At 47.0% G+C, this 16,460-nt stretch carries 15 protein-coding genes; 12 read left to right on the top strand and 3 right to left on the bottom strand.

Annotated elements, in window-relative coordinates:
- A partial coding sequence (locus tag AAY47_RS09120) for a hypothetical protein (protein WP_047769068.1) occupies positions 1–604 on the top strand: 604 nt, incomplete at its 5' end.
- An 89-nt stretch (positions 605–693) separates the two neighbouring features.
- Here AAY47_RS09120 and AAY47_RS09115 read toward each other — a convergent pair.
- Complete coding sequence (locus AAY47_RS09115; protein ID WP_047769066.1) at positions 694–1,464, bottom strand: TIGR03747 family integrating conjugative element membrane protein; 771 nt, start codon at positions 1,462–1,464, stop codon at positions 694–696.
- A 98-nt stretch (positions 1,465–1,562) separates the two neighbouring features.
- On the opposite strand from AAY47_RS09115, the gene AAY47_RS09110 reads away from it, so the two are divergent.
- The 4 genes from AAY47_RS09110 to cspA all read left to right on the top strand — a co-directional run bounded on the left by AAY47_RS09110 (position 1,563) and on the right by cspA (position 5,572).
- On the top strand, positions 1,563–2,582 hold the full coding sequence (locus AAY47_RS09110; protein WP_047769063.1) for an effector-associated domain EAD1-containing protein: 1,020 nt from the start codon (positions 1,563–1,565) through the stop codon (positions 2,580–2,582).
- 19 nt (positions 2,583–2,601) lie between these two features.
- A complete protein-coding gene (locus AAY47_RS09105; protein ID WP_200897757.1) occupies positions 2,602–3,723 on the top strand; it encodes a caspase family protein in 1,122 nt (373 codons plus the stop codon).
- A 258-nt stretch (positions 3,724–3,981) separates the two neighbouring features.
- The gene (locus AAY47_RS09100) at positions 3,982–4,839 is read left to right on the top strand and encodes a hypothetical protein (RefSeq protein WP_152669792.1); all 858 of its coding nucleotides are present in this window, start codon (positions 3,982–3,984) and stop codon (positions 4,837–4,839) included.
- Positions 4,840–5,359: 520 nt separating this feature from the next.
- Positions 5,360–5,572 (top strand): RNA chaperone/antiterminator CspA, encoded by a 213-nt coding sequence (cspA, locus tag AAY47_RS09095; protein ID WP_047769059.1) that lies wholly within the window; start codon positions 5,360–5,362, stop codon positions 5,570–5,572.
- 595 nt (positions 5,573–6,167) lie between these two features.
- On the opposite strand, the gene AAY47_RS09090 is transcribed toward cspA, so the two are convergent.
- Together AAY47_RS09090 and AAY47_RS09085 are read right to left on the bottom strand one after the other, a co-directional pair.
- Entirely contained in the window at positions 6,168–6,779 is a 612-nt protein-coding gene (locus AAY47_RS09090) for an SDR family oxidoreductase (RefSeq protein ID WP_235428325.1), read from the bottom strand.
- A gap of 140 nt (positions 6,780–6,919) precedes the next feature.
- The gene (locus AAY47_RS09085) at positions 6,920–8,128 is read right to left on the bottom strand and encodes an MFS transporter (RefSeq protein WP_047769057.1); all 1,209 of its coding nucleotides are present in this window, start codon (positions 8,126–8,128) and stop codon (positions 6,920–6,922) included.
- A gap of 117 nt (positions 8,129–8,245) precedes the next feature.
- On the opposite strand from AAY47_RS09085, the gene AAY47_RS09080 reads away from it, so the two are divergent.
- From AAY47_RS09080 to AAY47_RS09060, 7 genes are all read left to right on the top strand, one after another.
- Entirely contained in the window at positions 8,246–8,827 is a 582-nt protein-coding gene (locus tag AAY47_RS09080; RefSeq protein ID WP_047769055.1) for a TetR/AcrR family transcriptional regulator, read from the top strand.
- Positions 8,828–9,602: 775 nt separating this feature from the next.
- The gene (locus tag AAY47_RS09075) at positions 9,603–11,591 is read left to right on the top strand and encodes a type VI secretion system tip protein VgrG (protein WP_083446688.1); all 1,989 of its coding nucleotides are present in this window, start codon (positions 9,603–9,605) and stop codon (positions 11,589–11,591) included.
- Positions 11,536–12,276, top strand: coding sequence for a hypothetical protein (locus tag AAY47_RS22665; RefSeq protein WP_047769052.1), 741 nt, complete (start codon positions 11,536–11,538; stop codon positions 12,274–12,276). The genes AAY47_RS09075 and AAY47_RS22665 overlap by 56 nt, the downstream gene beginning before the upstream one ends.
- Positions 12,218–13,039: a DUF6531 domain-containing protein gene (locus tag AAY47_RS22660; protein WP_235428324.1), complete on the top strand. Its 822-nt coding sequence runs from the start codon at positions 12,218–12,220 to the stop codon at positions 13,037–13,039. Before AAY47_RS22665 ends, AAY47_RS22660 begins: the two co-directional genes overlap by 59 nt.
- Entirely contained in the window at positions 12,936–13,376 is a 441-nt protein-coding gene (locus AAY47_RS22655) for an RHS repeat domain-containing protein (RefSeq protein ID WP_053014238.1), read from the top strand. Before AAY47_RS22660 ends, AAY47_RS22655 begins: the two co-directional genes overlap by 104 nt.
- Positions 13,315–15,747: a glycohydrolase toxin TNT-related protein gene (locus AAY47_RS22650; RefSeq protein WP_053014237.1), complete on the top strand. Its 2,433-nt coding sequence runs from the start codon at positions 13,315–13,317 to the stop codon at positions 15,745–15,747. Before AAY47_RS22655 ends, AAY47_RS22650 begins: the two co-directional genes overlap by 62 nt.
- On the top strand, positions 15,744–16,118 hold the full coding sequence (locus AAY47_RS09060) for a hypothetical protein (protein WP_047769050.1): 375 nt from the start codon (positions 15,744–15,746) through the stop codon (positions 16,116–16,118). Before AAY47_RS22650 ends, AAY47_RS09060 begins: the two co-directional genes overlap by 4 nt.
- Positions 16,119–16,460 lie beyond the last annotated feature (342 nt).

Raw genomic sequence — 16,460 nt, 5'->3', positions numbered from 1 at the left:
TATGAACTGGTTACCGTTCTACAATGTCCATGCCGAATTCTGGTATCTCGCCCAGACCCGGACGCCGTGCCCACACTGCCAGGAACACACCACCGTCACCGCGTTTATGTTGCCTGCCGGGCATAAAATGCTGGAAGCGGATGATGACGATGAAGATGAAGATGACGACGAAACCAACACTGAAGTGGACTACTCTGAGCAGGACAGCCCGGCGTTTCTGTTTTATGTCGCCGACATTCCCACCACCGTGCGCAATGTATTATCTGGCTTTCACCACACTTTGCGCAAAACAGGGGGGCGACGAATACGCCGAACGCACTGGATAAATCACTGCGAACATTGTGGTACACAACAGGATGATGCGGACATGTTCGCGGAAGTCGGTGGGGCGTTTTTTCCTTCCTCCAGAAAGGAAGCCGCCGCCATCCAGCTTCATCGTATCGACGAACCTTTTATGGACTATTGTCAGGATATCTCGCACCAGCGTTTTCATATTGATACGGAAAATACGGTGCTGAGTGCAAGCAAGGGCGCCTATACTGCCGGAGATTGGTTTGAATGGATGACGCATGTCATTAATGTTCAGTCAACGTATCCGCATTAACCGGGAAGACTGACGCGCAGCCGTGCGGCTTATCTGCTGATGATGTAATACAAAACAAAAATCCGTTTTGTATTACATCATCCAGCTCCTCATATATATTTCTTAAACATTGAGGTTGTTATTACCACCGCCATACCCAACACTATCGCCGCTGGCAACAATATCACCGTGGGATACACCACACTCGGCCAGGATAAATACAACATACAGGGAATGGTGCAGGCCGGTTTAATCCCCCGTTTGGCGTGATGGTAAACAAAACTCGATTCATATCCCGCCCCGTAACGCCGTAAATCTCGCCGTCCCAGCCCGTCAACCAGTGCGACTAAAAACACCATCACAAACAGCGGAACGGATAGCACCAGGATCGCCAGCCGGATCAGCGTCACCATCGTGATAAACACCGTGGCCAGCCCGTAATCCTGCAAATAGCCCGATACCTCCTGTAATACGGCATTGAATTCACGCCTAAAATCATGGCTGTGATTGAGTGGATATTGCCGCTGCCCCTGTATCCAGCGCATAAAACCACTGTCCACAAACAGCCATTGATACGCCTGTGCCAGCCAGTCAGAGACCGTTGGGGAGGGTTCGGATAACAGCAGGCTCCGGGTAAATTCCGTGGATAAAAATTGCAACTCCGTTTTCATCATCGTCTGGCTGTGAGAAGCGCCCTCATCCTGCCAGAAAAAAGTCATACCGAGATATTCCAGCAACAGGCTGAATAGCCAGGACATCACAATAAAACCGATGAGTTGCCACGGCCATTCCCATAGCACACGATACAGCAGACCATGCTTGCGCGGGGGTTGCCCAAAGCAAAAAATGGTTAAAACTCCATGGTACCGCAGCAAGCGCATGTCTTACGCCTTCAGAATCAATTGCACGTCAGCTTTTAGTGGATATTAGATCAACTGAGTTAAGTGGTCTTCGTGCTGCATTGCGAAGCACTAGCTCTATGGAAACAATAGAGTTGTCATTAGCTCTACCTAACGAGCCCCGATTGCTTCAGATTGCAGCAGAAAGAATAGCGAATAACCCTTCTCTATTAGGAACTCTGAATTTCACTTTAAGACCTGTACAAGACCTCTGGTGTTACACTCTAACTTTAAATTCTGAAGCGTGGAAAGGACCAAATGATCCATATGGCGCATTTTCTACAGTTCTTCAGAATCTGATACAAGGTTCTGAAACAAACCTACACTTGATTGAAGTGCTTTCATTCACACCGTTGGCAGATCTCAGTAAATACATTAAGAATACAGATATTTGGAATTTCCTCCCGGAACCAGCTCGAGGTAATTGCCTACGTGCAACAGCTACTGGTTGGCTTCATTATGCTTTAAAAGGATATGTAAACCCTCCAGATAATGAACTTGAAATGGCTATTTTGACAAATGAGAAGCTAGCCGTTGTATTACGCTGTGACAAGGCTGATATTGGTGATGTTTTGAGAGTTATTAACTATTTATCAAACCTTGAAGAGTCCCGTGTCCTGCGATGGTTAAATGAAAACGCATTAATTAAACCATTACGAAATACTGATGCGGAGGAATTAGGACATCTTATTCAAAACCGACGTTGGCATCAAATTGTAGAAAACCTGCTAAGGCTTACACAACAAGGTCGCAACGACTTAAAACCAGCCTTAACACAGTGTTATAGCATGGTTAGTCGATTCTGGAGATTCGTTCTGGGACTATCGGATGTTTCATATTCAGAGAAATGGGCATTACTAGAGGAACTTGCAGTCGAGCTGTATCCTAATGGGCCAGATGATCAAGGGCTTTGGGATCGTGCTGGAGGAAAAGATGCCGATTTGAAAGTTAATGGTTCAGGAAGAAATCGTTGGCATGATGCGATTTCTTATTTACAGCGAGGACGTAGGCCTTACATGAATAGGCTGTTTGAAGAAATGCAGACTGATTATCCTCAAAACGATAAACTCAACGCCCTACGGACAATTCGATATTTCTAAAATAGTTCAATGAATGAAAATGGATGAAAAAGAGCAAAAGATGCATAATAAGGAAGGTGATTTTTCTGAAGGACATGCGCTGATTATTTCAGTAGCCAACTATTCTCAAGTTAACCGGTTGCCAGCTACTGTGCTTAATGATGGTCGCGATATGTATTCGACACTGACGTCCCCCGCACACTGTGGTTATAAAACTTCAAACGTTGCTACTTTGCTGGACAGTGATGCAACACTCGTTGCGATGCGCCGTGAACTAAACGCATTAGCTGATCGAGCTAAACCAAACGACACTGTAACAATTTTCTTTTCTGGGCATGGCGCTCGATTAGATGAAGGTGCTGAAGCTTCAAGTGCATTAATTCCGTTTGACTGCTCTATGGATAATTTTATTGAGAGCGTAATGTCCGAGCAGGAATTTTCGTTAGCGCTGAAAAATATCCAAGCTAGAAGGGTTGTTGTTTTTATAGATGCTTGCCACTCAGGAGCATCGGTAAGTTTCAAAGGTCTGAACAACAGCTCTGCAAATCTGGGATATTCGGAAAAATCACTAAGTAGGCTAGCTGAGGGAAGTGGCCGTGTGTTAATTGCCTCGTCCAGAGCTTCTGAATACTCATTGGTGTTCAAAGGAGCTCGTAATAGCTTGTTTACGGAGCATCTACTGAGCGTTCTTCGTGGAGGAGGGCGTACCCATGGTGATGGGGTCATTAGGGTATTTGAGATGTTCAATCATGTATCGGAACAAGTACGTTTAGCGGCATCTGATGAGCAGCATCCTATTTTCAAGGCTAGCGATCTCGAGGATAATTTCCCAATAGCTTTAGACCGTGGAGGAGTGAATAAACTTACTGATACTGTGATACAAAATGAAAAACTGGATATCTGGCGTGAATTAGGTGAAGTTTTTTGCGAACTATATCCCGCAGGACCACAGGATGAAGATATTTGGCTCCGTTCAGGTGGTGATACTTCAAGGCTTCGTCTTTCAGGATCAGGACGTGCTAATTGGCTGTCTGCCCTACGTATCCTGCGACAGGGAGGTGGTGGAAAAAATATAACTAAAGTTTCGTTGATTAACGAAGCATTGAATGATTTCCCCCATCATCAACAGTTGAAAAACCTTAAATTAATATTTTCAGCATGATACAGCCCTAAAGAATTGGCCTTTCTAATAAAAAGGCCACTGGATAGCGATATAGTACTCGCCCTACCACATAGATGTGATCCAGTATATTTATCTCTGATAGAGCCAGCATATCCTTGAATCGCAGGACTCACCCCCCTGTTGGAGGGACCCACAATGAAAGCTCGCAAGAGACGAGACGCCAAAGCCGTTTAATTTCCACGAGCACTGGGTGGCTCAGCTGCAACATTAAAATTTCACTAAAAATCTTTCGATGCTATGACAAAACGTACATACAAAAGCACTCAACAAAAGTCTGACTATTTCTATTCTGGAATGCCTGTTCACCGGATGTCCTATTGTGCCTTTCTAGATGTCTTGGGCTTCTCAGAGAGGATTCGCACCAGCTATGAAGATGGGACTGAAGATATTCTACTGATGGATTTTCACCAAATTCTCGCCAGAAGCATCGACAAGTTTAAGGAGAACACCAGCGAGTCGATGCTTTACTTCAAGTCGTTCACTGATAACGTGGTGCTAGCACATCCTCAGTTTAGTGAAGACATGGAATCAGAATTCGGATTCATTCTCTGGTCTATCATAAAATACCAATTCCAGATGGCGCTTAAAGGATTCTTTATCCGAGGTGGTCTTGCTGTTGGTCAGCTATTTATGGATGAAAATAGCGTTTATGGTGCAGCATTGCTGGATGCATATCATCTAGAAAGCAAAGTAGCCGTTAACCCCGTAGTCGTTCTTTGTGATAGAACAATGAAGTTGGTGGATATACACATCGGTTATTACTCTGGTGAAATTGCGCCACAACGTAGAGATGTGCTAAAAGGACCTGATGGCCGTTATTTTCTTAACTATCTGACAGAATGTATTATTGATGGTGATGAACAGCAGTTTCTTGATACTAAATCTCTTCTTCTTCATAAGAAGCAAATTGAGCGAGCACTAAAAGCTTATGCGCCAATCCCTGCGGTGCTCTCCAAGTTCTCTTGGCTTGCCGCCTACCACAACTATTTTTGCGACATGATTTCTGGCTACCCGGAATACGATGAAATGATGAAGGTGTCGGAAAAACTTGCTTCTGTGCAGTTTCAACAAATTGGACTGTCCTCACACCAGTAGAGTTAATCTAACCTCACAAGGAGGCATGTTCAAAGGTCTCTGACTGGCATAATCTGGGTGACAATTCCTTTGAACACACTTGTAAAACACTTCGATAGAATCGATATATCGAACTGTCAGATGGTGGTGTTGATGTCCGTTCCTCGCGCATATCGGAAGGCCTCTAAAATTGAATGGACCGGTTTTGCAGGATACTTATAATATCTGTCGATCACTGGGAGATTAGTGTCTGATATTGTCATGATCTGCAGCTAATGGACATCAGCTGCAGGGTGTTTAAGTAGTTTAATTGGTTAAAATAAAAAATATAAACGTTGCTAAAATAATTTATCTATGTCTTAATATCGCCATCGGTTTGGAATACAGACCTTATGAAAGCAGTTTTAGTAAAGCAGTCCTCAGTTCAGGTGTTATCTACAGATATCCTTCTTCATGAGCCTCCTCCTAAGTGCCAAATAAGTAACTCGAATTACAGGCCATCATCGCCACTCTTAGTGGCTCATCAATAAAGGAAGTATCTATGTCTAATAAAATGACTGGTTTAGTAAAATGGTTTAACGCAGATAAAGGTTTTGGCTTTATCACTCCGAACGACGGCAGCAAGGATGTATTCGTACATTTCTCTGCTATCCAGAGTGACAACTACAAAACGCTTGATGAAGGTCAGCAAGTCTCCTTCACTATTGAAAATGGCGCTAAAGGCCCTGCAGCTGGAAACGTCACAGCGCTGTAAGCGTTGCTAATTATTAGCGACACTTACAATAGCGATGAAGGCAATAGTCTGAGCAGCTAAGCTCTGCTGATAATAAAATGAACCCGCCTTGTGCGGGTTTTTTATTACATTAATTTCGCATGATAACGTAGACACTTTGGACTTACACCATGTCCGCTTTACGCGCATACCAGCCCCAAGATCTTGCAAGGCGGCACCGTGCCAATAGCAGATGCCCATAGAGCTGGAGCTTCAACCGTGGCAAAGTCAGCCTATAATAACTTTGAGTTATCAATTAAACCTGTGGCAATTCAATTTTCAAGCTCAGTAATAGAAGCCAACATACCTAAACATAAAACACCCTGTTTATGTTGGCGCTGTTGCAAATTTTTGCTGGGGATGGTTTCCCTACCACATTTTGTTATTTCTATGACTACAAACGCAATATGTTGTGGCAATAGAATTCCATTTTTTATAGAAATCAAATTCTGTAACAGTGCCCATTTAATTGGGTTTTAAGCTTCTTGCTTAGTGGACGCAAGAACAATTTCTCTGATACAGATATTTTGAGGTTGGCTGTAAGCATAATTTATAGCCTTAGCGACATCTTCTGGGGTTAGAATCTCAGCCCCCATATTTTTTTCCAGTCTTGGTATTCTTCTTTTATTTTTTTCCAGTCTTGGTATTCTTCTTTTATTTTTTTATCGGATGTGTGGCTTAATAGCTCAGTTTCGACTGCACTAGGCGCAATTATTGTGACTCTTATATTGTGCTTTGAAAGTTCTTCTCTTAAATTCTCGCTCATTCCATGTACAGCGAATTTTGTACCAATATAAACGGTATGATTAGGAAAAGTTTTGCGTCCGGCTACTGAGCTGATATTTATCATAGTTCCGTTTTTTCTATTTATCATTCCTTTCGTTACAGCGCTAATACCATTCATCATTCCTTTCACATTAACATTTAACATTTGTTCCCATTCGTTAGGATCTTGTAATTCCATGCTTCCTAACAGCATGACTCCTGCATTGTTAATTAGAGCATCAACAGGCCCAACCTTTTGTTCTGCTTGTTCTATTGCTTTGGAAAATGATTTTTTATCGGTCACGTCAACTGCCAGACATAATGTACTTGGCAAATTTAGGCTTTCCATTCGTTCTATTCGTCGAGCGATTAAAAGTAGTGGATAGACATATGAAGAAAGTAATTTTGCGGTTGCTTGACCGATTCCTGAACTCGCTCCAGTTATTACAACTATACCAATCCAACTTCAAGATGCATGTTATATTTCCCCGCGAAGCGGGGAGTCATGCTCTCCGCGAGTCTTAGTCTCTCACTATTATGAAAAGTCATATAGCCCTGCCAAAATTACGTAGAACACTGTGTTTCAGATGAGTATTCCTGCATACGACGGTATCCCCACAATGCCACAAACACTACTATCCCTCCCGCGATCAAAGAAACGATAAAGCCACCACGAGCACTTTCCATATCTACTACTTGACCGGATGCTGCTGCCCCAAGCGCAACTCCGACATTCAACCCCGCTAACACCCAAGTCATACCTTCAGTTAATTGATTTTCTGGCACTATACGTTCAACCAAGGACATTACTACAATCATAGTAGGGGCAAAGAACAATCCAGCAATAAACACTGTGCAAGCCAAACTAGCAATATTGCTAACAAGCAAAAATGGCAATGTCGTTGCTGCAGTTGCTAATCCTCCTAACAATAGTAGTTGATGCAACGGAGTTTTTAACTTGAGTGCCCCAAATAGTAAACCGGCTAAACAGGATCCAATAGCATACGCAGACAAAACGAAACTAGCACCAGTCGGCTGTCCCATCTGCTTAGCAAATGCCACACTTACAATATCCACTGTCCCGACAATGATACCCATTGCGATCATCAACAAGGTTAGCAACCGAACATCCGATAATCGAATAACTGAGCTGGTATTGCCTATCACTACGTTATGTTGCTCTACTGGAGGTTCAGTACCACGTAGTGCAACAAATATCATTACACCAATAGCAAGTAATACTGCTGCCACCAACACACCGGCTTGAGGAAATACGGCCACACTGAGTCCTACAGATAGAGGAGGTCCTGCGATGAAAGTAATTTCATCAAATACCGTTTCTAGTGAGTACGCAGTTTGTAGATGAGATTTACCTCGGTAGATAGCAGTCCAGCGGGCACGTACCATTGCCGACATACTCGGTATGAAACCAGCTAACACAGCACCTATGAACAGAGTCCAATCAGGCATCTGCCAATATGAAAAAGCGAGTAACAATAAGATACCTAGTACACTAATACCGGCAGCAATTGGCAATATCCTATTTTGACCATGACGATCTACCAGACGTGAAATTTGCGGCGACATTAGCGCAAAGGTCAGTACAAAAGTGGCTGCAACGGCACCAGCCAAACCATAGCTATTGCGTAACTGAGACAACATAGTAATGATGCCGATACCAGTCATTGGTAGCGGTATACGTGCTAATAGACCGGCCAGAGAAAAACTTTTTGTGCCATTAGCATTAAATAGTTCACGATATGAATTAGTCACACCATTTCTCCTTGTTTCTTTTTTATACCCAATTTGCCAAAACACCGTTGGATAGGGATAATACATACGCTGCGTATGTAAATGGCTTAACAATATTTTTACCAAAAGGAGAATATTATGGTTCGGCGTACTCGAACTGAGATGGAGAAGACTCGCATTACGTTGCTAGCAACTGCCCGCAAGATTTTCGGTGAACTAGGCTATGCCAACACTTCAATGGACAATCTTACAGCACAGGCCAACCTGACACGTGGTGCACTCTATCACCACTTTGGTGACAAAAAAGGCCTTCTGGTGGCGGTGGTAGCTCAGATTGATACTGAAATGGATGCACGATTGCGGGATATTTCAGATAGTACTACTGATGCTTGGACTGGCTTCAGGAATCGCTGTCGAGCATACTTAGAAATGGCGCAAGAACCAGAGATCCAGCGCATAGTATTACGTGATGCCAAATCGGTCTTAGGCCATCCTTCCCCAGGGGAACAGCAACATTGCATCGAGTCCATGCAAAAACTGCTAGCACAACTTATGCAGCAAGGAATTGTGGTACCGTCCAATCCTGAAGCTTTGGCTTTGTTAATCTATGGTAGCTTAACCGAAGCTGCGTTCTGGATCGCTGAATCTGAAAACAATAAAGAAAGGCTAACACAAGCATTAGTTGCCATGGAGCAATTGTTAAGAGGAATACGCTCCTAACAGTGCAAGTATATCCAGTAATCGCGTTAAGAATAGCTACTAAGTGCTATTCCCCATACAGCTGCTTTTAAACTTCTATCTTAAGTGTTTTAGCGTTAAAGCGCTACAAAGAATAAGGATGAATAACTCGACGAAAAGAGCTCAGTCTTCTCATTAGCAATCTGTACCCGTGTTCAGTTTATTCTTTGTTGCTGACTTTCCATCTGACCATTTTTAGTTTGTAGTTGTATGATAATTTGGAATATCTCATAATTTATTCATTGTTCGGATAAATATTAATCTATTTTCACTATTGTATAATAAAGTTGACCCCGTTTAATACAATCGATAATGTATTTAACTGTTACTAACGATCCTATCGCCTGCAAGGGAGAGCAAGATTGTGGTACATCTGCGCACTTTTGGAAGCAGATATCGTCAGACACATAACCCGCCGTTGACGATGAAAGTTACTCGGTGAAGTTTTGAACCGGTTTATCACACACATTAGGCAGTTCCCTGCCACGTTCGCTGTAATCATTTTACCTTGCACTATTTTTACCCATGCTTTGATTTATGCACGATAGGGAGACAGACCGTGTCAGAGAAAGAGAAAAAGTCCCTCACAACATTGCAGGCAGGAAAAGCACTGTTAGAACAGGGACAGGAAGCAATAACAAAACAGGCTAAAGAACGGTTAGCGGATGCGGGCGGTAACGCCAGCGACCTACTCCGTTCCGTAACAGGAATAGTCGGCAAAGTCGGATTACCGGATGGGGCGGGCAAAGCCGCCGCTATGCTCGATTCTGTGAGCGGCCTTGCCGGCAATGCCGGATTGACGGGCGGAGCGGGCAAAGCCCTTGGCGGTCTCAGTCCTGACAGCCTAATCAGCGGCGGAGGCTTTGCCGGCGAGGCAGGCAAAGCTCTCGGGGGTCTCGGTAGCAGCAGCCTGCTCCCCGGCGGGGGTTTTGCCGGCGGGGCCAGTAAGGCACTCGGCGCGCCGGGGCTGGCCGCCAAAGCCGCAGCGGGTAATATGGGGGCAGGCAAGATCCTGCAACAACTGAGCCAAAAACTGGGACTGGGCGGTGACGGGCCGGCACCCAGTGGTCTGCTGTTCACCCTGACGACAGGCGGATTACCGGCGCAAACCTTTGTCGTCACCGATTTCAGTCTGGACGAACATTTCTCGCACCCATTCCTGCTGGAGGTGGGGCTGGCCAGTGCCGACTCCGCCATTGACTTTCCGCTGGTGCTTGACCGCACGGCAACGCTCACTGTCCTGCTCAATGGGATTGAACAGCGCAGCATCACGGGCATCGTCACCCGCTTTGAGCAGGGCAATACCGGCCTACATCAGACCACCTACCGGATGAGCATCCGCCCCGATCTGTGGCGCACCACCCTGCGGCAGAACTCGCGCATCTTCCAGCAACTCAATATCGCCGGCATCATCACCAAAATTCTCAAAGAGCACGGCATCCGCGACGTCATCTTCAGTCTGCGCAATCCACACCCGGAGCGCGAATTTTGCGTGCAATATCAGGAAAGCGACTTCGATTTCCTGCAACGGCTGACTGCGGAAGAAGGCATTTTCTACTTCTTCGAATGCGGCAACGGGCGCAACACGCTGGTCTTTGCCGACGACTGTGGCTCAGTACCGCCGGGTCTCCTGCTATCGTATCAGCCTGGCGAAGGCAGTACGCTGGGGGAACCTGCCGTCAGCAGCCTGACCCACAGTGCACAGCTCCGCCCGGCGCAGGTACAGCTAAAGGATTACACCTTCAAGAATCCGAATTGGGCGGCGGAATTTCACCAACAGATGCAGGATGAAGATCTGCAACAAATCTACTACGAGCACTACGACTACCCCGGCCGCTTCAAGGATGAGCAGCACGGCAAGGCTTTCACCCGCTACCGTCTGGAAGCCCTGCGCAGCAATGCCGTGACCGGACAGGGCAGCGGCAACGCCATTGCGATTCAGCCCGGCAAACTGTTCACCCTCAATAACCACCCACGGGCAGATCTGAATAATGCCTGGCAGACCGTTTCCACCCAACACAGCGGCAGCCAGCCGCAGGCACTGGAAACCGCCAACGGTGGCACGGGAACAACGTTGCACAGTCACTTCCAATTTATCCGCCAGAACCAGCACTGGCGCCCGGCCCCGTTGCCAAAACCCGTCATCGATGGCCCGCAAATTGCCAAAGTGGTCGGCCCGGCCGGGGAAGAGATCTTTTGCGACCAGTACGGGCGCGTGCGCCTGCAATTCCCGTGGGATCGCTACGGGCGCAGCGACGACCAGAGCTCCTGCTGGATACGGGTCAGCCAGCCGTGGGCAGGACAAAGCTGGGGCATACTGGCTATCCCACGCATCGGGCAGGAAGTCGTGGTGGATTTCCTGCACGGCGATCCGGATCAACCCATCGTCATCGGCCGCACCTACCATGCCAGTAACATCCCACCGGGTGCCTTACCGGGCAGCAAAACCCAAATGGCTTTCCGCTCCAAAACCCACAAGGGCGAGGGTTACAACGAACTGCTGTTTGAGGATGCCAAGGGCAGTGAACGGCTGGCCCTGCACGCCCAGAAGGACATGTACACCAAGGTACTCAACAACCGTGATACCCATGTGCTCGCCAACCACAGCGAAACCGTGGAGAAAAACCAAACCATTAAGGTGAATGAGAACAAAGCGGAGACCGTCACCCTTAACAGCACGGAAACGGTGCATGACAGATCAGACAGAAAAACCGATCGGTCAGAAAGATCCCGGAACCCATATTGAATACTCCAAACCCAATTCCCCGTTACCGAAAAAAGTCCGGGATGACAGTCCAACCGGGGAAGGCAACACGATAGGGAAAATTGTCGGTCAGTCCACAACAGCAAAAGTATCAGCGAAAGAAGCCAATGCTATTCCTAACGTAGAAACGCCAGAGGAAAAAAATTGGTGGGAAAATACCTGGGAGGCAACCGTTGAAGCCAAAGACAACGTTGTTGACTGGGCAAAAGAGAAAGTGGGTGATCAAGTTGAAGCGATAAAACATCCGGTTGAGCGCGCTAAGGGGCTGGCAAAAGGTACCTATAATACCTTGGTCGGACTCGCAGAATCCTATGCGCAAGGGGCTTATATGATGAGCACTGAGGATTCAGAGGAAGCAGCCCGGTGGTATGAAAAACAGGGTGAACCTGAAAAAGCGAAGATAATACGTGAAATTCAAGACACTCAGAAAAAGCAGGCTGGGACACCTATCCTGGATGACTTGAAAGTAAAGGCCCGCAATCGAGCACAAAAAGGGGGAATGTTTGAGGCCGAGCTGACAATGGTTTTAGCTCCACTCCCTGCGGGGAAAACCCGTGTTATAAAAAGTGGCGTGACTGAATTAGCCTCTGTCACCAGCAAAGCCAGTAATGCAGTGGCCAAGAGTGAAATTGCAGCGGCAAAAAAAAGCCGTTGGAATAGAAGCTAAATCAGTGGCAACAGCGGAGAATAAACTGGCAACCACAGAAACAAAAGTGACGACGGAAGCGCTTTCAAAAGAGGCTAGCGATGGTATTAAGATCGGCGGCAGACCTAAAGAAGCCGCTCCTCCTAACAAACCGGAAAACCACGCCCCGGAGCAAGCCAAAAATACGTCCAGCGACAAACAAGGCAATAACCCGGAAAAAACCACGGGGGGCGGTGACCCGATCGATATGGCCACCGGTGACTTTTTGCAGATCTGGCCGGTCATTGCCCTTCCCGGCCTGCTGCCCCTCACTCTGACCCGCACCTACCGCTCTACCGCCAGTCCCCGGGGTTTGTTCGGGCCCAAATGGGCCGATGACTGGTCGCGTCAACTGGTGCTGGGTGACAACAAGGTACGCTACACGGATGCCGCCGGCGTGGTCTACGACTATCCCACGCCGGACAACACCGTATCGTCCCGAAATAAGCACCTGCCCCACTACCTGCTGACCGGCGAACTGAACGGCGCGTTGAGCCTGACCGACAGCCAAACCCAGCTCACCCATCATTTCAACGCCATGACGGGCAAAATCCGCCGTTTGTCCGCCATTACAGACCGCCGTCAGAACACTATTCATTTTCATTACGACAAACAGGGTCACCTAGCGGAAATTGTGCGCAATGACGGCATCCGGCTGGTACTGGACTACCTTTACCTACAACCCCGACGGTGCCCTGACCGAAATTGCCCTGCCTACCGGCGACATCTTTGCCTATGGCTATGATGCCCACGGCCAGTTGATTGAAAGCGTGCTGCCCGGGGGCGAGCGCTGGCGGTATCACTATGATGAGCAGGGTAACCTCACCGAACTGACTAACCCGCGGGGAAACAAGGAGGCGTACCACTACGGCACCCACGGTGAACTGCGTCGGCGCCTCCTCCCCGATGGTCGCGAGTGGCACTATACCTACGACAAACAGCTGCGCCTGGCCAACATCATGACCCCGGATGGTGAAAATACCGGGCTGGAGCTGGATACACTGGAGGCGTCTGCGCGGGGTGACCAATGCCCTCAAACAGCAAACCCGTTACCGCTACAGCGACGACCATGCCGGTCTTAATGGCGTCCTGACCGAAATCACCCTGCCCGATGGCGTCACCCAGCAACTGGCCTATGACAGTGAACGGCGTGTGGTGGCCGCCACTGACGGCGAAGGCCGCACCACACGTTATCAATACGGTGCGTTTGATTTGCTGACCCAGGTCACCCGCCCCGATGGCACCATGCTGCACTTTGGCTATGACCGTCTGACCCGGTTGAACTCAGTCACGGCCTCCACCGGCGAAACTTACCGTTATGAGCGGGATGCCGCGGGGCAGATTATCCGCGAAACCGATTTTACCGGGCGTACCCTTGAGTATCAGTACGATAAACTGGGACGTCGCACCCAGGTACAATACCCCGACGGTCAGCAACTCCGCTGGCACTACTCGGCTGCGGGGTTGCTGGTTAAACAGGAAAGCTGGCAACTGGAAGATAACTTGCTGGTTCTTAAAGCAACCACCACTTACGAATACAACCAACGGCATCAACTGGTGAAAGCCGCCAATGCCGATGCGGTGGTTGAATATGAGTATGACAAAACCACCGGCCTGCCGACCTGTGAGCGTATCAATGGGCGAGAAATTACCCTGCAATGGGATACCCTGACCGGACACTTGCTCAGCGAATCCCTTGACGACAAAGCGCTGCAATTCGGTTACCACCCGATGGGTATGCTGAACCATTTTCAGTTCGATCAGCATGCGCCGCTGACCTTCCAGCACGATGTGCTAGGGAGGGAAACCGTACGCGAAAGTACCCACGGCTTTATCCTCGCCAACCGCTACACGGCCACAGGTCAACTTGCACACCAGTCAGCAGGCAGAGCCACCCCCTACTTTCTACAAGAATTGCAGGAGAATGATCCGCACTTCCCGCCACAGGCCACCGCCATCAACCGCAGCTGGCAATATGACCGGGCCTACAATGTTAAGGTCATTGATGACAACCGCTGGGGGCAGACCCGTTATCGCTACAACGCCAACGAGCAAATAGAGCACACTCTGTTTGACCATTACCGATCGCGGAAAGAACAGTTCAGCTATGACGCTAACGGCAACCTGAACGAATTTCTGCCGATAGATTCTAGAGGGGTGGTGACCCAGATAACCCTGCGTCAGCAGGCAGGGTGGGTTGTGCGGCGCGGCGATACTCATTATCGCTATGATGACAACGGTCGGCTGATAGAAAAAATCGAGGAACATGACGGCTTCCGCCCACAAGTCTGGCGTTACTGCTGGGATACACTGAACCAGCTCACCCATTGTGAAACCCCGGACGGCTCGCGCTGGCAGTACAAATACGATCCGTTTGGCAGAAGAATTCGCAAAATTAAGGAGCACGATGGAAAACTGACTGCCGCTAACTTGCAATTGTGGCTGGACGGTAAGCCGGATCTACCCGATAACCCGAAATCGCTCGGCGGTTACGATTACCTGTGGAGCGGTAACCAACTGATTGAGGAAGTGCCGTACCAGCTTGACGGCACCAGGCTGGAAGCGCGCCGCGTCCGTTGGTTATATGAACCGGGCAGCCTGACGCCGGCAGCGCGTGTTGAGCGGGGCAAACTACACTATACTGTCAGTGATCATCAGGGTACAGTTCGGGAGATTCTTAGCGAGCAAGGTGAACTGACCTGGAGCCAGCGGCTGAGCACCTGGGGTGAGTTTGAACGCGGCGCAGGCGTACCTTCCCATCACCCGGATTTCCATGTTGACTGTAACTTCCGGTTTTTAGGGCAGTATTTTGATGAGGAAACGCAACTTCATTATAATCGGCACCGATATTTTTCGCCGGAGACCGGGCAGTACATCAGTCCAGATCCAATTGGATTAGCGGGTGGATTTAATCCATACTCATATGTCCATAATCCGTCAAAATGGGTAGACCCTCTGGGTTTATCTGGCACTTCAAAACTTGTAGCAGAAGCAAATTCATTTGATGCTTTTAAAGGCCGCTCAGAGGGTATGTTCGCAAATGAAGCTGATGCCAGAAAAGCCTATGAACTTTTACAGAAGAAAGACTGGCCTGCCTTAGAAAAAATGATGCCTGAAAATTCGTGGCCTCCGAACAGGGGTTTTGTTGATGTAACTCCTACAACTCTACAACCGGGGTCAAAAATAGACCGTTATGGTGGGTGGTACGAAAATGGAGAGTTTGTTGATAAAGGAAACTTTGTTGCCCAAGCGGGTGCTCCTTTTGAAGTAAGGGCATTACAAGCCAATGACATTAATAGACCATATACTGTTTATGAGGTTGTTGAACCGATTAAAGCGGATATGGGAAAAGCAATACCATGGTTTGGACAACCAGGTATGGGTACACAATATGAACTTTCATCCAGACTTAATGAATTAGTTCGTGATGGAAAAATTAAGGTAATAAAATGAAAATAAAAAGAATTTCTAATTTGGAAAAAATATATGATGGACTCGAAGATGGATTTTATGAACTAAATCATGTTATTAGTTATCCTATCTGCAATGAAAATAAAACTTTCCGTGTTTTAAAATTAAAAGAGTTTAGTGAACTAGATAATAATTTACGTATACAGTTAATGTATGAAATAGAACATATTGATGAAAAACCATTATCAACGATAACTACTTATAGTTATCACAATTTATCTGTAGAATATATCACCTATACTTGTGATAAATATCAAACCGAAATTATAGCTATACTAGCTGTTGGAGAGTGGCAACCAGCTAGGTATCAAGTCATTTTATTAGGACTATTTGAAATACATAAAGATATTTAATAAAAGTAAAGCTAGAAAGATTCCCATGAGCTTCCGGCTTTCTTCTACAGGGCGAGAGCATAAAAGACTGTATTTTGAACAAATCACTTAATAAAGCGCTATTCAATACTTGAATAGCGTCTAGTACTACAGCCGTGAATTTCAGTAAATCAATGTGTTAACTGATAATCACTAAATTGGAATATCATGACATTTCAATCTCTTGATGATGGATTTTTTATCAGGAAATAATAGTTACGACTGTAGTACTAGTTGATTGCTTTTTATTCATAACTGAAAACCACCTCCTGAGGAGGCTGTCTCTTATACAGAAGTTCCTCACTTAATGTGAGATTTTTTGAA

Source organism: Xenorhabdus griffiniae (genome assembly GCF_001028135.1).
Taxonomy (GTDB): domain Bacteria; phylum Pseudomonadota; class Gammaproteobacteria; order Enterobacterales; family Enterobacteriaceae; genus Xenorhabdus; species Xenorhabdus bakwenae.
Note: the sequence above shows the minus strand (reverse complement) of the source record. Positions and strands in the feature narration are given on the sequence as shown.